The organism is Paraburkholderia phosphatilytica, assembly GCF_003443895.1.
Taxonomy (GTDB): Bacteria; Pseudomonadota; Gammaproteobacteria; order Burkholderiales; family Burkholderiaceae; genus Paraburkholderia; species Paraburkholderia phosphatilytica.
In genome coordinates this window covers 104,051-125,920 of sequence record NZ_QQOA01000015.1, presented here as the reverse complement: position 1 = coordinate 125,920, position 21,870 = coordinate 104,051, and the positions used below count along the sequence as shown (strand labels likewise).

General features: G+C 63.6%; 24 protein-coding genes, 1 tRNA gene and 2 pseudogenes. 16 read left to right on the top strand and 11 right to left on the bottom strand.

Going from position 1 to position 21,870, the window contains the following annotated elements:
* Positions 1-77 precede the first annotated feature (77 nt).
* The 3 genes from DVS29_RS17980 to DVS29_RS17970 form a co-directional block, all read right to left on the bottom strand.
* Positions 78-536 carry an Lrp/AsnC family transcriptional regulator gene (locus DVS29_RS17980; RefSeq protein WP_075155524.1) on the bottom strand — a complete coding sequence of 153 codons (459 nt, stop codon included), beginning with the start codon at positions 534-536 and terminating at the stop codon, positions 78-80.
* An 89-nt stretch (positions 537-625) separates the two neighbouring features.
* A complete protein-coding gene (locus DVS29_RS17975) occupies positions 626-1,273 on the bottom strand; it encodes a 3'-5' exonuclease family protein (protein ID WP_118181819.1) in 648 nt (215 codons plus the stop codon).
* The gene (locus DVS29_RS17970; protein ID WP_118181818.1) at positions 1,270-1,914 is read right to left on the bottom strand and encodes an MBL fold metallo-hydrolase; all 645 of its coding nucleotides are present in this window, start codon (positions 1,912-1,914) and stop codon (positions 1,270-1,272) included. The genes DVS29_RS17975 and DVS29_RS17970 overlap by 4 nt, the downstream gene beginning before the upstream one ends.
* A gap of 728 nt (positions 1,915-2,642) precedes the next feature.
* Here DVS29_RS17970 and DVS29_RS17965 point away from each other — a divergent pair.
* Positions 2,643-3,257 carry a septal ring lytic transglycosylase RlpA family protein gene (locus DVS29_RS17965; protein WP_118181817.1) on the top strand — a complete coding sequence of 205 codons (615 nt, stop codon included), beginning with the start codon at positions 2,643-2,645 and terminating at the stop codon, positions 3,255-3,257.
* A 129-nt stretch (positions 3,258-3,386) separates the two neighbouring features.
* Here DVS29_RS17965 and rsmI read toward each other — a convergent pair whose 3' ends face one another.
* Positions 3,387-4,256 carry a 16S rRNA (cytidine(1402)-2'-O)-methyltransferase gene (rsmI, locus tag DVS29_RS17960; RefSeq protein ID WP_118181816.1) on the bottom strand — a complete coding sequence of 290 codons (870 nt, stop codon included), beginning with the start codon at positions 4,254-4,256 and terminating at the stop codon, positions 3,387-3,389.
* Between the two features lie 579 nt (positions 4,257-4,835).
* On the opposite strand from rsmI, the gene DVS29_RS17950 reads away from it, so the two are divergent.
* From DVS29_RS17950 to DVS29_RS17935, 4 genes are all read left to right on the top strand, one after another.
* Positions 4,836-5,426 (top strand): phosphoheptose isomerase, encoded by a 591-nt coding sequence (locus DVS29_RS17950; protein WP_118181815.1) that lies wholly within the window; start codon positions 4,836-4,838, stop codon positions 5,424-5,426.
* A 20-nt stretch (positions 5,427-5,446) separates the two neighbouring features.
* Positions 5,447-6,235 (top strand): BON domain-containing protein, encoded by a 789-nt coding sequence (locus DVS29_RS17945; protein WP_118181814.1) that lies wholly within the window; start codon positions 5,447-5,449, stop codon positions 6,233-6,235.
* Positions 6,232-6,624: a c-type cytochrome gene (locus tag DVS29_RS17940; protein ID WP_240655673.1), complete on the top strand. Its 393-nt coding sequence runs from the start codon at positions 6,232-6,234 to the stop codon at positions 6,622-6,624. The genes DVS29_RS17945 and DVS29_RS17940 overlap by 4 nt, the downstream gene beginning before the upstream one ends.
* Positions 6,625-6,727: 103 nt before the next feature.
* Positions 6,728-6,803 (top strand) — tRNA-Ala (locus tag DVS29_RS17935).
* 73 nt (positions 6,804-6,876) lie between these two features.
* Here DVS29_RS17935 and DVS29_RS17930 read toward each other — a convergent pair.
* Positions 6,877-8,262 carry a Fic family protein gene (locus DVS29_RS17930; protein WP_118181813.1) on the bottom strand — a complete coding sequence of 462 codons (1,386 nt, stop codon included), beginning with the start codon at positions 8,260-8,262 and terminating at the stop codon, positions 6,877-6,879.
* A gap of 378 nt (positions 8,263-8,640) precedes the next feature.
* Here DVS29_RS17930 and DVS29_RS17925 point away from each other — a divergent pair.
* The 4 genes and pseudogenes from DVS29_RS17925 to DVS29_RS17910 form a co-directional block, all read left to right on the top strand.
* Positions 8,641-8,859 (top strand): annotated as a pseudogene (locus DVS29_RS17925) (IS66 family transposase); the annotation flags it as partial.
* A gap of 2 nt (positions 8,860-8,861) precedes the next feature.
* Positions 8,862-9,029 (top strand): annotated as a pseudogene (locus DVS29_RS17920) (integrase); the annotation flags it as partial.
* A 65-nt stretch (positions 9,030-9,094) separates the two neighbouring features.
* On the top strand, positions 9,095-9,367 hold the full coding sequence (locus tag DVS29_RS17915; protein ID WP_118181812.1) for a CopG family ribbon-helix-helix protein: 273 nt from the start codon (positions 9,095-9,097) through the stop codon (positions 9,365-9,367).
* Entirely contained in the window at positions 9,355-9,645 is a 291-nt protein-coding gene (locus DVS29_RS17910; protein ID WP_118181811.1) for a type II toxin-antitoxin system RelE/ParE family toxin, read from the top strand. Before DVS29_RS17915 ends, DVS29_RS17910 begins: the two co-directional genes overlap by 13 nt.
* Before the next feature lie 276 nt (positions 9,646-9,921).
* On the opposite strand, the gene DVS29_RS17905 is transcribed toward DVS29_RS17910, so the two are convergent.
* Together DVS29_RS17905 and DVS29_RS17900 are read right to left on the bottom strand one after the other, a co-directional pair.
* A complete protein-coding gene (locus DVS29_RS17905) occupies positions 9,922-10,386 on the bottom strand; it encodes a hypothetical protein (RefSeq protein WP_118181810.1) in 465 nt (154 codons plus the stop codon).
* 2 nt (positions 10,387-10,388) lie between these two features.
* Positions 10,389-10,856: a hypothetical protein gene (locus tag DVS29_RS17900; RefSeq protein ID WP_240655672.1), complete on the bottom strand. Its 468-nt coding sequence runs from the start codon at positions 10,854-10,856 to the stop codon at positions 10,389-10,391.
* A gap of 162 nt (positions 10,857-11,018) precedes the next feature.
* Between DVS29_RS17900 and DVS29_RS17895 the strand changes: the two genes are divergently transcribed.
* Positions 11,019-11,324 carry a helix-turn-helix domain-containing protein gene (locus DVS29_RS17895; RefSeq protein WP_240655671.1) on the top strand — a complete coding sequence of 102 codons (306 nt, stop codon included), beginning with the start codon at positions 11,019-11,021 and terminating at the stop codon, positions 11,322-11,324.
* A 461-nt stretch (positions 11,325-11,785) separates the two neighbouring features.
* On the opposite strand, the gene DVS29_RS17890 is transcribed toward DVS29_RS17895, so the two are convergent.
* The 3 genes from DVS29_RS17890 to DVS29_RS17880 form a co-directional block, all read right to left on the bottom strand.
* Positions 11,786-12,268, bottom strand: coding sequence for a nuclear transport factor 2 family protein (locus DVS29_RS17890; RefSeq protein ID WP_420816124.1), 483 nt, complete (start codon positions 12,266-12,268; stop codon positions 11,786-11,788).
* A gap of 20 nt (positions 12,269-12,288) precedes the next feature.
* Entirely contained in the window at positions 12,289-13,080 is a 792-nt protein-coding gene (locus tag DVS29_RS17885) for an SDR family NAD(P)-dependent oxidoreductase (protein ID WP_118181807.1), read from the bottom strand.
* 81 nt (positions 13,081-13,161) lie between these two features.
* Positions 13,162-14,706 (bottom strand): methyl-accepting chemotaxis protein, encoded by a 1,545-nt coding sequence (locus DVS29_RS17880; RefSeq protein ID WP_118181806.1) that lies wholly within the window; start codon positions 14,704-14,706, stop codon positions 13,162-13,164.
* Positions 14,707-14,964: 258 nt separating this feature from the next.
* Between DVS29_RS17880 and DVS29_RS17875 the strand changes: the two genes are divergently transcribed.
* Positions 14,965-16,632 (top strand): acid phosphatase, encoded by a 1,668-nt coding sequence (locus DVS29_RS17875; protein ID WP_118181873.1) that lies wholly within the window; start codon positions 14,965-14,967, stop codon positions 16,630-16,632.
* A 102-nt stretch (positions 16,633-16,734) separates the two neighbouring features.
* Here DVS29_RS17875 and DVS29_RS17870 read toward each other — a convergent pair whose 3' ends face one another.
* Positions 16,735-17,751 (bottom strand): 1-aminocyclopropane-1-carboxylate deaminase, encoded by a 1,017-nt coding sequence (locus DVS29_RS17870; protein ID WP_118181805.1) that lies wholly within the window; start codon positions 17,749-17,751, stop codon positions 16,735-16,737.
* A 191-nt stretch (positions 17,752-17,942) separates the two neighbouring features.
* Here DVS29_RS17870 and DVS29_RS17865 point away from each other — a divergent pair, with 191 nt between their 5' ends.
* The 5 genes from DVS29_RS17865 to DVS29_RS17845 all read left to right on the top strand — a co-directional run bounded on the left by DVS29_RS17865 (position 17,943) and on the right by DVS29_RS17845 (position 21,766).
* Complete coding sequence (locus tag DVS29_RS17865) at positions 17,943-18,452, top strand: Lrp/AsnC family transcriptional regulator (RefSeq protein WP_118181804.1); 510 nt, start codon at positions 17,943-17,945, stop codon at positions 18,450-18,452.
* Between the two features lie 100 nt (positions 18,453-18,552).
* Positions 18,553-19,125, top strand: a complete 573-nt coding sequence (locus DVS29_RS17860; protein WP_118181803.1) for a TetR/AcrR family transcriptional regulator — start codon at positions 18,553-18,555, stop codon at positions 19,123-19,125.
* 68 nt (positions 19,126-19,193) lie between these two features.
* The gene (locus DVS29_RS17855) at positions 19,194-20,060 is read left to right on the top strand and encodes an SDR family NAD(P)-dependent oxidoreductase (RefSeq protein ID WP_118181802.1); all 867 of its coding nucleotides are present in this window, start codon (positions 19,194-19,196) and stop codon (positions 20,058-20,060) included.
* An 18-nt stretch (positions 20,061-20,078) separates the two neighbouring features.
* Positions 20,079-21,053 (top strand): oxidoreductase, encoded by a 975-nt coding sequence (locus DVS29_RS17850; RefSeq protein WP_118181801.1) that lies wholly within the window; start codon positions 20,079-20,081, stop codon positions 21,051-21,053.
* The gene (locus tag DVS29_RS17845) at positions 21,050-21,766 is read left to right on the top strand and encodes an NAD-dependent epimerase/dehydratase family protein (RefSeq protein ID WP_118181800.1); all 717 of its coding nucleotides are present in this window, start codon (positions 21,050-21,052) and stop codon (positions 21,764-21,766) included. The genes DVS29_RS17850 and DVS29_RS17845 overlap by 4 nt, the downstream gene beginning before the upstream one ends.
* Positions 21,767-21,870 lie beyond the last annotated feature (104 nt).

Here is a 21,870-nt window from a genome sequence, read left to right as displayed (position 1 = left end):
TCGGATGGCAGCCAGCGCGATAGCAGAGACGGCGCGGCGCGCTATTCACGCACGCCACGCACGCCGCACGCGACCACTCAAAGCGGCAACTGCGTATCGAACTTGATCTCACGCAGCACGACACTCGTTCTCACCTGCGCGACCGCCGGGATCTTGAAGATCCGCTCGTGCAGAAAGGTGTCGTAGGCCTTGATATCCGGCGCGACGATCTTGAGGATGTAGTCCGATTCGCCGGTCGTGCTGTAGCACTCGGTCACTTCCGGGCAGGTGGCGATTTCGCGTTCGAACTGCTCGACGCCGCCTTCGGTGTGACGCGTGAGATGGATATGCGCGAGCGCGCACACGTGCAGGCCGAGCTTCTCGCGATCGAGCAGCGCCGTGTAGCGCTGGATGATGCCCGACTGCTCCATGTCCTTGATGCGACGCCAGCACGGCGTGCTCGACAGGCCGACCTGGTCGGAAATCTCTTGCACGGAACGGCGGGCGTCCAGTTGCAACAGGCGCAGGATCTTCTGAGAGAACGTATCGAGTGTCAACTGCGCCTCCGTTGGCGTCGCCGTTTCCAGAATGTTAGAGGGCGCGAAAACGGAAGGCAATGTAAAACGGTTGGTCTGAGGCAGATTCCCTAATTTGTCTCGCCGTCAGCGGGGTTTTGCCCTGAGTCGTCCCTTTCAGTGGACGCTGTCAAGGTTGCCGCCTGCTGCGCGCGCAGCTCGGCCAGCATGTTGCAGAAGAGGGCGCCTTGCTCGATCGCATCGTCGAGCGCGACGTGGGTGTGCGGATGGTCGTCGAACCAGTGTTTCGGGAAGCGCGGCTTGATGCATTTGCGATAGGGCAGGCCCGTCATCGCGAACGCGAGCGTCTTGATGTCGAGCGCGGACCACGAGAACGGGCAGCGGCCAGCGAAGCGCATCATGTACCAGAACATGAACGTGAAATCGAAGCCCGCCGGCATCGCGACGAACACCGGCTTGCCCGGCAGCGCTTCGACCCATTCCACGTACGCGACCAGCGCCGACGCTGGCGCCTGCAGATCCTTGCGGCAGGCCGCCCACGCTTCCGGCTGCGTCTGCCACCACGCAGCCTGCACCGGGTGCGGCGCCGAGCCTTCCAGCAACTCGAGGTTCGCCGAGAACGTGCCGATCAGCTGCTTGTCCGGCGTGTACGCCGCCGACGCGAAGCTCAGCATCGAGTGGGGGCCGGGGATCGGGCCGTCCGCTTCGACGTCGGTGCTGATGTAGATTTCGCCGATGGCCGTCTGGTTCGCGCTCATGCGCCCACTCCGTCCGCGACGTACGGATTCGTGCGCCGCTCCTCGCCGAACGTCGACGTACGGCCATGACCCGGCACGAACGTGACGTCGTCGCCGAGCGGCCAGAGCTTCGTGCGGATCGCGTTGATCAGGTCCGCGTGATTGCCGCGCGGAAAATCCGTGCGGCCGATCGAGCCGGCGAACAGCACGTCGCCGACGAGCGCCAGCCGATGCGCGCGGCTGAAGAACACTACGTGACCCGGCGTGTGGCCTGGGCAGTGATAGACCTCGAACTGCTCGTCGCCGACCTGCACCGTGTCGTTGTCGTCGAGCCAGCGGTCGGGTTCGAAGTTCTCCGCGGCCGGGAAACCGAAGCGCTTGCTCTGCGCCGGCAATTGCTCGAGCCAGAAACGCTCGTCGACGTGCGGCCCTTCGATCGGCACGCCGAACTCGGTGGCGAGCGCGCGGGCGCCCGCGCAGTGATCGACGTGACCATGCGTCAGCAGCACTTTTTCGAGCGTGACCTGCTGGCGCTCGATCTCGCCGCGGATGCGATCGAGGTCGCCGCCCGGGTCGACGGCCGCCGCGCGACCGGTCGTTTCGCAGACAAGCAGCGAGCAGTTCTGCTGGAACGGCGTGACGGGAATCAGGGTGACTTTCATCGGCGGCTTGAGGGTGACGGTGCGAGCGGGCGGTTGTGAGTCACAGAGAAGCGCAACGCGATCTGACGTGACGGCCCGCAAAAGCTGCGATTGTACCGGCGCGTGTCGCGTTGCGCCGATCCAACCGCTCCTTCAAAACGGCATGGAACCTGCGTCGTTTCATACGACCGTCCCAGCCGCCAGCCCGCCGATTGTCTCAGCAAAGGTAAAGATTGGTTACAACTAGGACCTGGCTGGGAGCACAGAATGCATCTTTAGGTATAATGCGGTCTTTCGCACGGGCACCCCGTGCTTTCAACCGACGATGTGGCACCGGTTTCAACGAACGGGTACCCGTCATCATCAAGTGATTGCCGTCGCGTTTGACGGCATATCCAGCACCGGTTCTTTTGGTGCACACGTCTTGTCCAGCCGGGCGCCACGCGCTCGCAACGGCCTTGCTGCCGTGACGCTGGATGGGGCCTACGCCGCCGTTCCTGCGCGCTGAATTTGCGTGCGCGAGCGTGATGTCCATGCTCAATGGCGGCTTGTGGGGTCTGGTCAGGCTGCCGGGGACAGGTTGCGCCAGACGTGAAAACTAACCAGCGGTCGCGGCGTATACGTCGCATCCGGGCCTTCAGGCGCCAGCGCGTCCGCGTTTGGCCATGCCCGGCCGCAGCGAGCTACAGAGCAGTCGCGCAGCACTTCGAAAGCGTGCTGTGGCTCGGTCATGTAGATAGACACGTCTTATGAATACTCGGCAGACCCGACGTATCGGGATTCTTTTTGCCTTTTTTGTGCTTGGTGGCTGTGCGATGCCCCCGGGCGGTCCTGCCTCCCAGGCTGACAACGCGCTCTCCACCAGGGGCGCGCAGGTTACGAGCGCCGCAAACGCCGCGCCACAGGGCTTCGACTCCGGCATCGCGAAAGTCGCGGATGAGAAGGGCAAGACGTCGCTGGCCGACGCCGAGCCGCTGACGGATCACGACGCAGCCATCGCCGACTTCCACCAGAGCGGCCGCGCGTCCTGGTACGGTCGGCTGTTCCATGGCCGCAAGACCGCGAACGGCGAGCGCTTCAACATGAACGCGCTCACCGCCGCGCACCGCACGCTGCCGCTCGGCTCGTACGTCCGCGTGACCGACAAGGCCACGGCGCGTTCGGTCGTGGTGCGGATCAACGACCGCGGCCCGTACGTGCATGGCCGCGTGATCGACCTCTCGTATGCCGCCGCGCGCGTGCTGCATCTCGCGCACAGCGGGACGGCGGACGTGAAGATCGAAGGCCTGACGCCGCGCGAAGCCAAGCAGGAAATGAACGAGATGCTGGCGTCGAACAACGCGAGCAACGACAGCGGCAAGTAAGCTGCGTTACGTCAGTCGAATGACGGCTGGCGGATTGAGATGTAACCAAATGCAAGTGCGAGGCGGGTGTGCGCGGGTGCTGTTATCCCGCTGCCGTCTCACATAGCGGGCCGCTCGATGCGGCCTTTTTCATTTCTTCAATTCGAGCGCCCGGGCGTACAACGCGTTTTTCGACGCGCCCGTCAGCGCCGCCGCCACCTTCGCCGCGCCCTTCACCGGCATTTCCTCGAGCAGCAGCGTGAGCAGCCGGTCGTGATCGGCTTCGCTCGCGTCCTCTTGCGGCGCACCTTCCACCACGAGCACGAACTCGCCGCGCTGACGGTTCGCATCTTCCGCGAGCCACGTTGGCCCTTCGGCCAGGGTACAGCGATGCACGGCCTCATGTAACTTCGTCAGCTCACGGGCAATCAGCAGACGGCGCGTGCCACCGAATGCATCGGCCAGCGCCTGCACGCTTTCCAGCACACGATGCGGCGCCTCGTAGAACACGAGCGCGTGCGGATGGCTCGCGAGCGTGGCGAGCTCGGATTCGCGCTGCTTCGCCTTTGGCGGCAGGAAGCCGATGAACGAGAACGTCGCGGCGAAGTCGCCCGCTACGGATAGCGCCGTGGCCAGCGCGCTTGCGCCAGGCAGCGGCACGACCGGCAGATGCGCTTCGCGCACCGCGTCGACGAGCTTCGCGCCGGGGTCCGAGATGCCGGGCGTGCCGGCGTCGGAGACGTACGCGATGCGCTCGCCTGCCTGCAGCCGGTCGACGATCTGCTGCGCGGCCGCGCGTTCGTTGTGCTGATGGACCGCGATCAACGGCTTCGAGATGCCGTAGCGCGACAGCAGCTGGCCGGTGTTGCGCGTGTCCTCGGCGGCGATGCGGTCGACGAGACCGAGCACGTACAGCGCGCGCAGCGTGATGTCGGCGACGTTGCCGATCGGCGTCGCGATCACATAGAGCGCGCCCGCTGGATAGTGCTGACCTTGCGCGAGTTCGGAGAGAGGGATCATGAGGCAGAAGACACTGACGGGACACGACGAGGCAAGGCCGGTATTGTGCCACGCGGGCAGCGTGGACCTGGGCGGCGGGCGTGCGACGGTGGATCTGGCGATGCCGCGGCGGCAAGACCGGTCTCGTGACGGGCGAGCGTGACAAGACGCGCGTGTTTGCAGGAGTGCGCGCGGAGAAACGCCGGCGGCGGATTCTCACCGTGCAGCTCTATCCGGTGACTCACGAGATGCCCGTGGGGCGCTTGCCGGCATGCCGCTTCAATGTAATCACGTTCGAGGTCGGACGGGGCGTCTGGCTTCGCGACGCGTTTCGCGCTGTCGACGTCTGGACGAATGATGTATCGAATTGTTCGGTTCCCCGGTACGGCGCAGCGAGTAAGTTAAACTTGCGCTCCGACGGCCTGCGGTCGAACCTGGCACAGGCGCCAGGTGCAAATAAAATGAAGCGGCACAGCGCAATTCGAAGGTGAACGGGGCGGGGATGTCCTGTATCCTGGAGATCGTGCGAGGTGCCTTCGGTGCGCCATCGCCGATGGCTGCCGTGCAGCACACGATAGAGAAGTACACGAAAGAGAGTCGATGTCAGTAGAACGCATTCAACGGCATTTCCGTGAAAGTGCGGAGCTCAAGCAGGCCGCACTCGAAACCCTGTCGGTGCCGATCGCAGCGGCGATCGACACGATGTTCACCGCACTCGCGAACGGCAACCGGATCCTCGCCTGCGGCAATGGCGCCTCGGCGGCGGACGCACAGCGCTTTGCCGCTGGCCTCATCGATCGCTTCGAGCGCGAACGTCCTGGCCTGCCGGCCATTGCCTTGACCACCGATACCGCGGTGCTGACCGCGATCGGCAGCAGCGCCGACACGTTCGACCAGGTCTACGCGAAGCAGGTGCGCGCGCTCGGCCAGCCCGGCGACGTGCTGCTCGCGATCAGCGCGACCGGCGACGCGGCGAACGTGGCTGCTGCGATCGACGACGCGCACGAGCGCGAGATGATCGTGATCGCGCTGACCGGCAGCGGCGGCGGTCACGTGGGCGAAGCGCTGCTCGACACGGATATTCACCTGTGCGTTCCGTCGGAGCGCACGGCGCGCATTCACGAAGTGCACCTGTTAACCATCCACTGTCTCTGTGACGGCATCGATGCGATGCTGCTTGGCGAAGACTGACTGGCAAGGAGATCAAGTTGATGAGCGGAATCCGCATCACGAAGTTGCTTGCGACAGCCACGCTGGTCGCTGGTGTCGCGGCGTCGTTGCAGGGCTGTATCCTCGCCCTGGGCGCTGCGGCGGGCGGCGGCGCGCTGGTTGCAACGGATCGCCGGACGGTCGGCTCCCAGACCGAGGACCGCGAGATCCAGGTGAAGGCGCTCGCGCAGCTGCACAGCGACCTGCCGGACGATTCGCACGTGAACGTTTCGGTGTTCAACCAGCGCGTGCTGATGACGGGTGAAGTGCCCGACGAGCAGTCGAAGCAGAAGGCCGACGCGATCGTGCGCAACATCACGAATGTCGGATCCGTGGCAAACGAGCTGGCCGTGCAGCCCTCGGTTGATTTTTCGTCGCGCACCAACGATTCGTACCTCGAGGGCCGGGTGAAGACGGCGCTGATCGCGGAGAAGGGCATCTCGGCGAACAACTTCAAGGTGGTGAGCGAGCGGGGGATCGTCTACCTGATGGGCCTCGTGACCGTCGACGAGGGCAACCGCGGCGCCGATGCGGCGAGCCGCGTGCCGGGCGTCATGCAGGTGGTGAAGGTGTTCCAGTACATCCAGCCTGAGGATGTGGCGGCGGCGAATGCGGCGGCTTCGGCATCGGGTGCTTCGGGCGCCGCCGCGTCCGCCCAGCCGCCTGCCGCGGACGAGCCGACGGTGGGGGCGGTGCCGGATTCGTCGGTGACGTCGCAGCCGTTGCAGCAGCAGGCGCCGGCGCCGGTTGTTAACTCCACGACTGTGCATCCGGCGGGGGCGTCGCAGTGAGGTTTTTGTTGGGCGTTGGGGTGGTGGCTGGTTTTGCTGCTTCTGCTGCTGTTCCTGTTTCTGTTTCTGCCGGTTCGGCGGCTGTGGTCGATCCGGTTCGGGCGCAGGCGATCGTGCGCGGGAATGCGTGCCTCGGGTGTCATGCCGTCGACCGGCGAGTCGTCGGGCCTTCGTTCCAACAGATCGCCGCGAAATATAAAGGCGATGCTGGGGCTGAGGCTCGGTTGATTCGGAAGGTCAAGGACGGTGGGTCCGAGGTGTGGGGGGCGATTCCGATGCCCTCCCATCCTGCTATGAATGATGCGGATATTCGGACGGTTGTGGATTGGGTGTTGGCGGGGGCGCCTGCTTCTGTGGCTGCGGCCTCTGCTGCTGGTGCCGGGAAGTAGGGCGGTTGCGGGTTGGTGTTTTCCCCGGTGTTTTGGCGCGCTTCTCTCACGTCTGACATGTTGGCACACGCATTGCCCAATGTGCTAGAATCGGCGCTTCATTGGGGCGGTAGCTCAGCTGGGAGAGCGTCGCGTTCGCAATGCGAAGGTCGGGAGTTCGATCCTCCTCCGCTCCACCAAGATTCGTCAAAGAACGGCGCACTGCAAATGTAGTGCGCCGTTTTGCGTTTGGCAGCGGATTGATCACCCGGTTTATTCCTGTACCGGTCGACCGTTCTCGATCCAGCTCATCAGCTCCCTCTGCCTTAGGCGGTAGCGAGCAAAGTTGTGCTCCCCGAGCCGGCTTAAATCGCCTTTGACCTCTTGGATGATTCGACCCGCGTCTTGCTCGTGAAGGCCGAGATCGTCCACGGCTTCGTGGAGGGAGTCTCGTTCACGAACGACTCGACAGACTACCTCGTTGATTGCTTCCCGATGCTCCGTACGAAACTGGTCGGGCAAGCCCGCTGCCTGAATCTGTGCCGCGTATTTCTGGATAGATCGACGATAGGTCCACGCGAAGAGATCCGCCGCGACGCTGGTATCCAGTCGCTCATAGACGCCGATCTTTGCGCGACTGTAGTCGTCTTCACTCACATCGAGAAAGCTTAGTGGCGCACAGTTGTACATCAGAAGCGGGATGTTGGCGCAGAGACGACTGGTTCGCTTGTTACCGTCCTCAAACGGTTGGAGATAGGCGATGTTAATCCAGAGAAAGAACGCGCCTTCCACCGGATTCTTTATGTCTCGAGCTTTGCCCACGATGATCTCCAGCATCTCGCCGAGCAACGAAGGCATCTGCGCAGGCACGTAGACCGTATTGCTGATACTGACGACCTTCTGGCGAACGGCGCCGAGCGCATTTTCATCGTGCAGCAGGCCCTGCATCAGCAGGGTATGGATGTTACGAACGACCATGGGAATCAGTCCGTACATCGGCACTTCGTCGATGAGGAATTCGATCGCGCGCTTGTGATTGAGCAGCATGATCGCATCGGTGTCGTGCGGCTCTGCTTTCCCCGAAGCGAACAGGACCTCCGTGTCGAGTCGGGAGTATCGATTCCCTTCGAGTTTGGATGACGAGAAGGACAGGTCGATCAGCAGAGGTGCGATGACGTGTCTCGCATAGGTGCCAGCTGGCTGCTGCCCCTGCATTCTCCCTTCCCGATAGAGATCATCCGCCAACGATTGCGGCAGCAGAAATGTCTCGTTTGGTTTGTAGTCGTCGACGAAATGTCGTTGGTAACTGACCGGTGTACGGGCGCCAAGAGGCTGATCAAGCGCATCCAGAAGCTCTTTTGCGGCCGGAGACCATGCGGGCAACACCGTCAGTCGCGCTGAGCCTGTCGTCGCCACGAGCCCCGTGGCACCCAAGTTCACCGTCACTTGACGGTGCGTGAGACCGTATCGTGACGCAGACGTATTTCCTGATTGCTGAACCTTCCCGTCGGCCTTCAGTTGGTTCAGGTAACGCAGGATTGTCGATGGCGACTCGCCGAGCGCCGTCGCAATGTCTGTGCGGGACACGCGGTCCTGTCCTACAGCTTGCTGGTCGGCAAGGAACCGCAGGATTGAGTCGTATAGTTCGCGCTTCGCCATGTTTCACCGAGTGTCGCAACGGATTGGTGGAAATTGATTCTTGATTCGATCTTGGGCCAGAAAATTGAGCAAGCTCGGTAAAAATGAATCGAGAGTGGCCTATGAATGGATTATGATTCAAAACTTGGAGCATGTGCATCCGGACATCGAGCCTCGGCCGAAGATTGGGCCGGATTTGCTACGTCGTGGCCGGGGAGTGGGGAAGGCCGAGCAACTGAAAGGTGCGCTCCAGCATTTTCCGGTCATGCGCTCGCGCAAGACGAATGGCGCTCGGACCATCAGACTACAATCTGACTTTCCGGATTCGATCTTTTCCAATCCAGACCGTATGGCGGCATCGACCACCCTCCCGGCTCATTCTGCGCGCGACGTAACACGCAGATGACAGACTCGGACACACCCGTGCGCGTGTTCACCTATACGCCCGGTCGCGGCAGCAAGCTGGCAGACAAGCTGTTCGACGGCATTCGCGAAGGCGCAGTGCTGATGACCGACGGCTACGCCGCATACGACGGTATCGCGCAGCGTCATCGGCTCGTCCATCTCGCATGCTGGACGCACGCAAGGAGGGGCTTTGTAAAGGCGGAAGACAACGTACTGTCATCGAGCACCAACTGGCCCACCAGGTGCCGGATGCGCTCGGAAGCGCTTACAACCAGACCCGGTTTATCGACGACCGGATCGCGATGATGCAGACGTGGGCCGATTATCTGGATCGACTGAAGGCAGGGGCGGAGGTGGGGCCGGTGCGGCCGAGGGGAGCTTGACGATTGATTTCCACCAGCGGATCGCCTACCCTGATACTAGGTAATACCTTTGGATACCATTTGATATGGCAACCTCGATCAAATTAGATACGACCCTGCAGGACCGGGTCCGGCACTTGGCCGAGCTGCGCCGACGCACGCCGCACTGGATTATGTGCGAAGCGATTGCACAGTACGTGGAGCGTGAAGAAAAGCGCGAGTCGTTCAAGCAAGAAGCGATGCAGGCGTGGCAAGACTATCAGGCGACGGGCCTACACGTTACCCACGAGGAAATGGATGCCTACCTCGCCAGACTTGAAGCCGGTGAAGATGTGGAGCCGCCGGCGTGCCACGATTAATCTGGACCCGAACTGCCCAACAAGCGATTGCTCGCCTCCATCGTTTTCTTGCCGACCAGGACGCCGCCGCAGCCAGGCGCGCGATCCAGTCGATTCGCGCTGGCGTCAACGTGCTCGTTCGCCAGCCCCGGCTCGGCCGCCCTGTCGATGATCTCGACGCAGCTTTCCGCGAATGGCTGATCGACTTCGGCGACAGTGGCTATGTGGTTTTGTACCGGATCGACGACGAAGCAGTGACGATCCTGACCATCCGGCATCAACGCGAAGTCGGATATTGAAACAGGGCCAAACCGTTACATCCTTGCGCCATCGATTTGCCGTCTGTCGTTTGCGTCAACTCGACAAACATCGCGCTCAGTTGTTTGCTCGTCACGCATCGTGTCAGCACAAGCCATCAGGTCGTCGAGCGCGATGCGACGATCTGTTCGACCATACGATGATTCAGCCTGTCGCCTTCAAGTTGCCGGATAACGAATGGTTAGCACGCGACAAGGAAATGAGCCGCCTCTACTGCGGTGAACTCGCGGTCAGGTGGCACGACAGTGATCGTGCGGCTAACGCATGCAGTCACCGTCGGACTCGACTGAGACGCGCATGAGCGCGTTGCCGCGAGCTGTCGAGTCGCCGGGTTCTTCCAGCCGAAGCAGGAAATCGAAGTGTCGTTCGGCGAGCTTCGTATACTGTTCCTGTACCGCACCAAGCCTGATCAGGCATTGGGCCTGCCAGTTCATGCCGACAACCAGCCAGCGCGTCACGCCATTCCACTCGCTAAGGAGCACTGCGGCAGTCGTCGCGTACTCCTCCGCAAACCTTTCGATTCGTTGCTCGATGTGGCGCACGTCATCACGCATCAGCGTGCCGGCGATGCGCATTGAAACGGCCTGCGCCACTTTGTCGAGCTTCAGGTGTACGGTCGCGATTCCACCCAGATGCCGCGCGAGCCGGTCGAGCTGCCCGTTGTCCACGTCGTCGTGCACTGGCAGGGCGCCGGAGAGCACATAGCTTGCAGGTTCTTCCATGTTCAGACTCCTGCCGGTTCCACCGCCAGATGAGGTCTGGCGATCACCGGCCGGAACAGGTCATCGTCCCTGCCTTGCCGATTCGGATTCTGAAGTTTCTGAAGGAGCCACGCCTCGCGTCGCAGGAAAGTCCGCAACTGCACATGTTCGTCAGCGAGCTCCTGGAGCAGTCCCACGTGGCAGGCGAGTCCGACGGCAAGGAACGACGGTTCGCCGTACCGCACGCGACTGAAGATGGCGCCGGCCCGAGCCCATTTCTGGGAGAATTGGGAGAGCGCTTTTTCGACCGACTCGATCTCGTCGTCGCAGAGAGCGCCGCGAATGCGGATCACGAGGGAATGAGTGACTGTGTCCGTGGCGAAATAGACGCAGGCCCGTTCAACCAAACCCTGTGCGAACCGCCGGGCATGGTTATGCCTGCAATGAGCGACAACGGGTAGAGCTCCGCTGATCTCGTAGGTGAATGGCATCAGATTTCTCCCGAGACGAAAGACGTCGTTGGACGCGCATGTTCGGATGGCTGGACTGCGACCTGTAGATCCATTTTATATTCAAATGACCATATGTCAACAAAAATGTCGATGTCGGACATATTCGCTATCCGTCTGAGGCATGAGCGCAAGCGGTTGGGGATGAATCAGACGGACTTCGCCGCCGCCGGAGGCGTGCAGCAACATGCACAGGTCAACTATGAGAAGGGAGCCAGGTACCCAGACGCAGGCTATCTGGTCGGAATCGCAGAACTCGGTGTGGATGTCCAATACCTGCTGACAGGAAGACCTGCGAATCTGGGTACGCTCGAGTTGGACGATGATGAGGAACGTCTCCTCGCGGGCTTTCGCGAGCTAAAGGTGCGGGAAAAGCGTGGTGTGCTCGCGCTGGTGGGCGCAATCACTGGAACGCCGTTGGGGGATCCGGAAGACGCCGGGGAATCCTGACGGCGCGGTTGGTGCTGGAGATATCACAACGACGAGCATGAAGTGCCGGATGCCATTAACAGGCGCCACACTCCTGCTCCTGCCTCACGCTTCCTCGAGTACTGTGGCGGAGCACTCTCATGCGCGCTATCCGCTGGGCTCTCGACCGACTGCGGCTGTGCGCCTCAGTGGCGAAGGCGCCCAGCGCCGTCGCCGCCGAACCGTGCTTCGAACACCTTACCTTTCTTGATTGCGACGCAAAGCCACTGGAAGCCGCCGTCTGATGCCTCACTACCGCAACGCCGCGAGGGCTGCGTGTGGAGCCGCCAACGTAGGCGCCAGTGATCGACGCCCCGCTGGCGCGGCAAAGCCTTCCTGTCATGCCGGGTCCGACAGGCGAAGCGTCGTGTTTGCCGTCGTCGCGCGTCTTGCCACTGCGACTCTGGAAAAAGAAACCCCTGACTCACGCCAGCTGCGCGTCGCTACCGTCGGGCCTTCGCGCGGTACGCGTCGAGCCCCTTGAGGGCCCGTGCGCGGATCGCCCGCTGCACGAACGGCGTCCACCCCAGCAGTGCACCCTTGAACCCAAGCGCCTGCCGTGCCCATCGCCAGAGGTCGAACGAGTCGCGATGTACGGCGATCAGCCCGTCACGAAACTCGAAGCGTGCGTCGATCCGGTTCACCACGACGCGCCCGGTCTGACTGAACACGTAGGTCGCAATCCAGCGCGCGCGCCCGTCACGATCATTCGCGACAACGTCGGAAAACGTCAGCGAGAAATCCTTTGCCCGCTGCGTCAGCATGCGCCACATGTCACGCGCTTCCTCGCCGCGCAGCTCTCCAAACGCGGGATCAGAAAAGACAACATCGTCGGCATAACAGCGCGCCATCGCTTCAGCATCGAGCTTCCGGAAAGCCTCATAGAAGCGCGCCACCAGCAAGGCATTCGAATGTCGGTTATCCATGGACATAGCCATAAGCGCACTCACACCGTCCTCAACATGCCGCCATCGACGAAATACGTCGACCCGACGCTGTAGCTCGCCCGATCCGAGCAGAGAAACACGATGAAATCAGCGAGCTCTTCAGGAGACGCGAACCGGCGGATCGGTGCGAACTCATCGGCCACCTGCTGCAGATGACCTTCCCAGTCGCCGCCGCTATCCTGCGTGAGCTGCCTTGCGGTCTTGATCCAGTCGGGCGTCAGCACGAGACCTGGATTGATCGTATTCACACGGATGTTGTCCTTCACCACCTCGTTTGCGAGGTTCTTCGAGAACATCATCAGCGCCGCCTTGGTCACGTTGTAGACTGGCTCGTAGCCGAGCGGCTGCACCGCGCAGATCGATGCGTTGTGCAGGATCGCGCCGCCACCGCGCTGCTTCATCAGCGGCACGAGCCCGCGCGCGAGCCGCACGGCCGCCATCACGTGCAGGTCCCAGTAGGCCTGCCACTTGTCGTCCGGCGCTTCCATGATGGTTTCGTTGCTGCCGGTGCCCGCGTTATTGAACAGGATGTCGGCACCGCCGAACTGCGCGACCGTCGCGTGAACCAGCTGCGCAACGCCTTCCGCGCTCGCCACATCGCACGCCACCGGCAACGCCTGCACGCCGTGACGCGCGGCGATATCGCTGGCGGCGGCGTCGAGCCGCTCGCGCTGCCGCGCGGCCAGCACGAGGCTCACGCCCTCGGCGGCGAATGCGTTCGCAACAGCGAGCCCGATGCCGACGCTCGCGCCCGTCAGCACCGCGACCTTTCCTCGCAGTTTCAGATCCATCAGTAGTCTCCGGTGTCGTGTTGTCCGTCCTGCTGCATCAAGCATGCATCATAGGGCAACGCGGCACACCGTCGACTGCCGTCAGTCACCCACCTTGAACGCCGCCGTCAGCTCGCTCAAACTCCGCGCCTGATCCGCCAGCGATGAAGCTGTCGCCGCACTCTGCTCGACGAGCGCCGCATTCTGCTGCGTCACCTCGTCCATCTGCGTGACGGCCAGGCTCACCTGCCGGATGCTGTCGCTCTGTTCCCGCGACGCCGTCGCAATCTCGCCGACGATCTTCGCAACCCGCGCGATCGCGCCTTCGATGTCGTGCATCGTGCCGCCCGCATCGTCGGCGACGCCCGCGCCACGTTCCACTCGCGTCGTCGCATCCGCGATCAGCGTGCCGATCTCCTTCGCGGCCGCGGCGGAGCGCTGCGCGAGGCTTCGCACTTCGCCGGCCACTACCGCGAAGCCGCGTCCTTCCTCGCCGGCGCGCGCTGCTTCGACGGCCGCGTTTAACGCGAGGATATTGGTCTGGAATGCGATGCCTTCGATCGCCGTGATGATGCCGGTCATCTTCGCGGAGTTCGCGTGGATCGCACGCATCGTGTCGACCATGCTGCCCACCGCGTCGCGGCCGCGCGATGCCATGCCGGATGCGTCGTGCGCGAGCTGGCTCGCGTGCTGGGCGCTGTCGGCGTTGAGCTGCACGGTCGAGGTGAGCTGTTCCATCGCCGAAGCGGTCTCTTCGAGCGACGCCGCCTGTTCTTCGGTGCGCTGCGAGAGATCGAGGTTGCCCGCCGCGATCTGCTGCGTCGACGATGCGATCGCATGCGAACCGGAGCGCACGGACGTCACCGTCGCACGCAGCCGTGTCTGCATCGCGTCGAGCCCGCGCAGCAGCGCGCCCATCTCGTCGTCGGCGCGGACCGGCGCGCGCGTGGTCAGCTCGCCGGCGGCGATCGCGTCGAACTGGCGCAGAGCGTCGTGCAGCGGTGTCATGATCGCGCGGCGCAGCGTCCACCAGCTCAGCACCGCCACCGCGAGCCCCACGACAATGCTCGCCACGCTCGCGACCAGCAGCATCCGGAACAGCGCGGCCGAATGATTACTGGCGGCCTGCGCGGCATCGTCCAGATAGTGTTCGAGCGCGGCCTGGCTCTGGTTCATCGCGGTGTAGAGGCCGATCAGATGCTTCGCGCGGCTCTCGTCCATCCAGCTCGTATCGCCGGCGTGAATGGCCTGGATCAACTGGTCGATGCCATCGTGCAGCACGGCAGCGCGCTTCTGTTCGAGGTCATCGGTCAGGCGCTGCAAGTCGTCGGTCTTCGGCAGCGCGCGGAAGCTGGCCCACCAGCGGTCGGAGTCGGCGAGCAGCGTGCTCGCGCGGTCAAGCTGCACCTGCAGTTGCGACGAGTGCGGATTGCTCATCGCCCAGTCAAGTCCGAAGCGCGCCCGCGACATCGCCGTGCCCGACTTGCCCAGCGCAACGACGGACGCGAAGTGCACCGCGTACGCGTCGCGCTGCGCGCGGTTGCTGGCGTTCATGCCCAGGATGCCGAGCAGCCCCGTTGCGATCAGCAGCAGCCCAAGGAACGCGATCGTCAAAGCGATTCGCGCGTTGATGGTGAGCGTCTTCATCGGAGTAGTCCCCTCGTCGTGCCGCTCGCCAGTTATCACGTACTGGCAGGCGTATGTTCCATAAGTGGATAAAATAACCATGAATGGAATAGTTAACGACACGCTCACGAAAAATTTAAGGGTTAAAAGAGAGGAGGGCCGCTGCGCGCTGTCTGCGGAGCGCCGGGTCGCGCGAGTACCGGGGGTACATCGCCGGGTTCGGCTGCTATGCTCCGCAAGGCGCGCCCGACCGACGTCCACGACCACGGAGAATCCGACATGACCGACAAGCCACCTGTGTCCACCGCGCCGTCCCAGCCGGATGGTCCTGAGGATCCCGAGCGCCGCCGCGTACTGGGTGGCCTCGCCGCGTTCGGGATGGGGCTGGCGCTGGGCGGCTGCCAGACGCCGGGCGCGTCCGCCGCGAACGACCCGCGCGTCGACGCGGCGCTGCGCGGGCAGGTGCGCAACATCGTGGTGATCTACGCGGAGAACCGCAGCTTCGCGAACCTGTACGGCCACTTCCCCGGCGTGCGGCATCCGCTGTCGGACCTTTCGCCGGATCGCTACGTGCAGCTCGACCGCGACGGCAAGACGCCGCTGCCGCAGCTGCCGAAGATCTGGGGTGGCCTCGTGCCGCAGACGCAGACCGTCGACGGCACCGCGTATCACGTTGCCGAAAGCGATGTGATGGGGCTGCGCAACGGGCCGTTCCTGATTCCCGATGCGCAGGGCAAGCCGCTGCCGAACGGTGTGATCACGCGCGACCTGTGGCATCGCTTCTACCAGAACCAGATGCAGATCAACTCGGGGCGCAACGACCAGTTCGTCGCGTGGGCGGATTCGGGTGGCCTCGTGATGGGCCATTACCGCAGCAATGCGGAAGATCTGAAGCTGTGGAATCTCGCGCAACAGTACACGCTGTGCGACAACTTCTTCATGGCCGCTTTCGGTGGCTCGTGGCTGAACCACCTCTTCCTGATTTCCGCGCAGGCGCCGTACTATCCGGACGCGGCGAACAGCAACGTGAAGCATCTGCTCTCCGTGGTGGATGGCGATCCGACCAGCCCGCGTCTGAAGATCGCGGCGGATAGTCCCGCATCGGCGTTGGATGGTCCGCCGAAGTTCGTGCGCGACGGCCTCTTCACTGCGGATGGCTACGCGGTCAACACGATGGCGCCGCCTTACGAGCCGAGCAACGTGCGTCCGGCGAAGGGCGGCGATCCGCGCTTCGCCGACCCGGGCGAGCCGCGCGTGCTGCGGCCGCAGAACTACGCGACGATCGGCGACCGTCTGTCGGACAAGGGCATCGACTGGGCGTGGTATTCGGGCGCATGGCAGTTCGCGCTCGATCACTGGAACGAAGACGGCGCGGTGCCCGACTTCCAGTATCACCACCAGCCGTTCAACTACTTCGCGAGCTTCGCGCCGGGCACCGCGGCGCGTGCGCAGCATCTGCGCGATGGCGGCATGGGCGACGATCCGTCGACCAACCGCTTCATCGCGGATATCGATGCGGGCCGTCTGCCGGCGGTGACGTTCTACAAGCCGCAGGGCAATCTGAACATGCACGCGGGCTATGCGGACGTCGCGTCGGGCGATCGTCACATTGCGAACATCATCGAGCATCTGCAGCATTCGCCGCAGTGGCAGAACACGGTGGTGATCGTCACCGTCGACGAGAACGGCGGCTGGTGGGATCCGGTCGCGCCGCCGAAGGGCGACCGCTGGGGTCCGGGCTCGCGCATTCCGGCGCTCGTGATCTCGTCGCTCGCGAAGACGGGCCACGTCGATCACACGTTCTACGACACGGGTTCGATCCTGCGCTTCATCACGCGCGTGCACCAGTTGACGCCGCTCGATGGCGTCGTCGCGCGCGATCGTTCGTTTGCAGATAGCGGCGCAACGCCGCCGGGGGATCTGACGCTGGCGTTGCAGCTCGTGTGATCGCTCGCGATGAAATGAAGTGAAGGAGCCAGGGCAACCGGTGAAGGTTGCCCTGGCTTTTTTGCGCTCCGCTGCGCCAGACTTCAGAGGCGAACGCGCGAATCAGCCATCGCGGAAGATGAAGCTGTAACCGTTCAGCGCCGGCACGCCGCCCAGGTGCGCGTACAGCACCTTCGATCCTTCCGGAAATTCGCCGCGCCGCACCTTGTCGATCATTCCATGCATCGACTTGCCCTCGTACACCGGGTCTGTCAGCATGCCTTCGAGTCGCGCGCACAGGCGGATCGCTTCGAGCGTGCCTTCGTTCGGCAGCCCGTACTCGGGGCCGCCGTAACGCTCGTCGAGTACCACGTCCTTCGCGGTGATGTCGCGGCCCAGCTCCACCGCTTCCGCGGTGCGCTTTGCAATGCGCGTGATCTGCTCGCGCGTCGCGTCGGGTTTCGCCGATGCATCGATACCGATCACGCGATCCGCGCGGCCATCCGCCGCGAAACCGACCACCATGCCGGCCTGGGTGCTGCCCGTCACCGAGCACACCACGATGTAGTCGAACTTGAAGCCGAGTTCCTTCTCCTGCTGCCGCACTTCCTCAGCAAAGCCGACGAAACCGAGACCGCCCAGCGGGTGATCCGAGCAGCCGGCCGGAATCGCGTAGGGCTTGCCGCCTTCGGCGCGCACGCTTTCGAGCGCGTCTTCCCAGCTCTTGCGAAAGCCGATGTCAAAGCCGTCCGGCACGAGCCGTACGTCGGCGCCCAGAATGCGCGACATCTGGATGTTGCCGACGCGGTCGTACACGGCGTCGGAGTAGTTCACCCAGTTCTCCTGCACGAGTACGCACTTCATGCCGAGATGCGCGGCGACGGCGGCCACCTGGCGCGTCTGGTTCGACTGGATGCCGCCGATCGACACCAGCGTGTCGCAGCCCTGCGCAAGTGCCTCGGGAATCAGGTACTCGAGCTTGCGGGTCTTGTTGCCGCCGAACGCGAGGCCGCTGTTGCAGTCGTCGCGCTTCGCATACAGCTCGACCTTGCCGCCCAGATGCCCGCTCAGGCGCCTGAGCGGATGGATCGGCGTCGGGCCGAAGGTGAGCGGGTAGCGGGGGAATTTCTGCAGGTTCATCGCCTGGCTCCTCCAGTGGGTGATTCGTTGATCAGGGACGGCGGCGTGCCTGGAGCACGGTGTGCCCGTTGCCGCGGTGATGAAAATGGTATGAAATCGCGAAGGAAATGAGCTTGCGAAAAAAATGCCATTCACCTTATTCACGAACGTGACAAGTCAAGACGACTTATCTGGATTGCGGGAGCATCGCGATGTGCGCAACAAAATTACGTCAGCAGGCCAGCAGGCAGGACGACGCCGCGCCGCAGTTCGATCGCATCGACCGCGCGATCCTGCGGCAGCTGCAGCGCGACGCGTCGATCTCGAACGTGAGCCTCGCCGCGAAGGTGAATCTCAGCGCGCCAGCGTGTCTGCGCCGCGTCGAACGGCTGAAGGAGTCGGGCCTGATCCGCGGGGTGGTCGCGCTGCTCGAGCCGAAAGCGGTGGGGGCGGGCATGCTCGTCTTGATCGGTGTGGTGCTCGACCGCTCGACGCCCGAATCCTTCGCCGAATTCGAAAAGGCCGCGCAGAAGGTGGCGGGCTGCATGGAGTGCCACGTCGTCACCGGCGAGTTTGACTACTTCATGCTCGTGCGTACACGCGACAGCGACAGCTTCAACCGGCTGCACGCGGAGCAGCTGCTGTATCTGCCCGGCGTGCGGCAGATCCGCAGCTTCATGGTGCTGAAGGAAATCCTGTCGACCACGCGGTTCCCGGTGTAGACCGCACCCCGGACCTGTCTTGCACCGGAAGCATATCAACGATATGATTGAGCAATCACTCATTAATTATCGCAGCTGAAAGCAGCCGTTTAATGTCCACATGGCCCGTCCCAAAAGCGAAGACAAGCGCAACGCGATCCTTGCCGCCGCGATCCAGGTGATCGACGCGCAGGGCATCGGCGCGCCGACCGCGAAGATCGCAAAAGCGGCGGGCGTCGCGGAGGGCACGCTTTTCACCTACTTCGCGAGCAAGGACGAGCTGCTGAACCAGCTGTATCTCGAGCTGAAGATGGAGCTGCGCGACGTGATGGCCTCGCACTTTCCGCGCACGGGCAGCATCCGCGAGCGGGCGCAGCACGTGTGGAATGCGTATGTGGACTGGGGCGTCGCGCAGCCGCACAGGCGCAAGGTGATGACGATGCTGGGCGCCTCGCACCTCGTCACCGATGCCAGCAAGGCAGCCGGCATGGAGGCCTTCGCGGACGTCAACGCGACGATTCACGAGGCGTTCACGAGCGGTGTACTGAGGAATCATCCGCCGGCGTTCGTGTCGGCGATCATGGGCTCGATTGCAGAAACCACGATGGACTTCATCGCGCGCGAGCCACAGCAGCACGGGCAGTACCGGAACACCGGCTTCGAGGTGTTCTGGCATGCGGTGGCCGCACCGTGACCTTGCGGCCTTTTTTTCGTCTTTTAATGAGTGATTACGCGCTCAACTAATCATCAAAGGAGCAGATAATGTCGAAAGTCTGGCTGGTTACCGGCAGTTCGCGCGGCCTTGGCCGTCTTGTCGTGCAGGCGGCGCTCGCCACCGGCGACCGTGTCGTTGCGGGCGCACGCGATCCGCACACCCTCGCGGATCTCGTCGAGCAGCACGGCAGCGCGCGCCTTCGCGCCGTCGCGCAGGACGTGACGGACCCGGTCGCCGCCGAAGCCGCGGTGCGTACCGCGCTCGATGCGTTTGGCCGCCTCGATGTGCTCGTCAACAACGCGGGTTACGGCCACTTCGCGCCGTTCGAACAGGCCGATGCCGACGATTTCCGCGCGCAGATCGAGACCAGTTTCTTCGGTGCGGTGTACACCACACGTGCTGCGCTGCCAGTCATGCGCGAGCAGAAATCCGGTCATATCATCCACGTATCGTCGGTTGGAGGTCGCTTAGGAACCCCAGGTCTTGCTGCCTATCAATCTGCGAAGTGGGCGATGGGCGGCTTCGCGGAAGTCCTGCGCGAAGAGGTAAAGACTTTCGGCGTGAAGGTGACGGCGATCGAGCCTGGTGGCATGGGCACAGGCTGGGGACCCGAGGCGCGCAACAGCCTGCCGCCTCTCCTGCCGGAGTACGAAGCATCCCTGGGCCCGCTTGTTGCGATGTTCGACCAGTACATCGGCAACGAAACGGGCAGTGCCGCACGGGTCGCAGACGTGATCGTGAAGCTCGCGCGCCACGACGATCCGCCCGCGCACCTGCTACTCGGAAGCGATGCGGTGCATTATGCATCCATGGCCGAAGCCGCTCGCGCGGAAGCGGATTCACGTTGGCGCGAAGTCAGCCTTTCAACTGATCTTTCCCGCAACGATCCGGTTCCGCCGTTTCCTCAAACCTGATGACAAAGGAAGAGTGCGATGCCGAACTGGACGACCAGCGATATTCCATCGCAGACCGGCAGGATCGCGGTGATCACCGGTGCAACAGGCGGTCTCGGGTATGAGACGTCGCTCGGGCTCGCGCGCGCAGGGGCGAACGTGATCCTGACCGGGCGTAACGCGTCCAAAGGAGAGGTTGCCATGGAGCAGATCCTGCGGGCGTGCCCGCAGGCGTCCGTGCGCTACATGGACCTCGATCTCGCGAGCCTGGGCTCCGTGCGCGAGTTCGCGAAGCGCTTTGCCAGCGAATACGGCGTGCTCGATCTGCTCGTGAACAATGCGGGCGTGATGACGCCGCCCAAACGCTACACGACCGCCGATGGCTTCGAACTGCAGTTCGGCACCAACTTCCTCAGTCACTTCGCGTTGACGGCGCGCCTGCTCCCTTCGTTGCGCGCTGCGCAGGCGCCGCGCGTCGTCAACCTCAGCAGCATCGCGCATCGCACGTTCGCGGCGATTCACTTCGACGACCTGCAGTCGATGCGCCACTACCGGCCATGGCGCGCGTACGCGCAGTCGAAACTTGCGATGCTGATGTTCGCGATCGAACTGCAGCGCCGCAGCGATTCACACGGCTGGGGGCTGGTTTCAGTTGCGGCGCACCCAGGCTATGCGCGAACCGACCTGATCGCGAACGGCCCCGGCGACACGTGGATGCAACGGATCAACGCGGTGACGTTCGAGCCGCTCCTGAGCCAGTCCGCGACGCGCGGTGCACTGTCCTCGCTGCTTGCTGCCACGTCGCCCGACGTGGAGCCGGGCTGCTACTACGGGCCGACCGGCCCATTCGAGCTGAAGGGTACGCCCGGCAAGGTGCACATCAGCCATCAGGCGAAGGACAGGACGCTCGCCGCACGCCTTTGGGAAGTGTCATGCGGGCTCACGAATACGTGGTGGCCCGAGCAGCAGGGCGCATCAGCGGAGACGACCGAAGTACTCGGAGGCGCCGGTTGAAGGTCCTGATCTATGGCGCGACCGGGATGGTCGGGCAGGGCGTGCTGCGCGAGTGTCTCGCCGCGCCGGATGTCGAGCTCGTGCAGATCATGGGACGCCGCGCCACAGGCATCAGCGACCCAAAGCTGCGCGAGGTCATCCAGACGGACCCTGGAGACAGCCGTTCGATCGAGGCCCGGCTGGGCGGCTTCGACGCGTGCTTCTTCTGCCTTGGCGTGTCCTCAGTCGGCGTGAAAGAGGCCGCTTACACGCGCATCACCTATGATCTGACGATACGCATCGCGGAACCGCTCGCGCGGCTCAATCCGCAGATGACGTTCGTCTACGTTTCCGGCGCCAGTACGGACAGCACGGAGCGCGGCCGCAGCATGTGGGCGCGCGTGAAAGGGCGCACCGAAAACACGCTGCGCACGATGCCGTTCAGGGCGGTCTACCTGTTCCGCCCGGGTCCGATCCAGCCACTGGGCGGCATCCGCTCCAAAACCGCGCTGTACCAGCTCTTCATCGTGCTCGCCAGGCCGCTCTGGCCGCTCATGCGGCTCGTCGCGCCGGACCGGATCGTGACTACCGCCGAAGTGGGACAGGCGATGCTGGCGGTCGCGCGGCACGGCGCGCCCGTCGCGTTCGTCGAGGCGCCCGACATCCTCGCGCTCGCGCGCGGGCAAGCCCGCGGAGAAGCCGGCGCGACGCCGGCAGCCAGCCGGTCGGACTGAGCCGCACCAGGCCCCCATCCGCATCACGCAGGCAACGTCAGGCGGTCGTAAAACTCCCCAAAAACGCGCACAATAGCCGCTCACCGGCCGACGTTGTCCGGGCC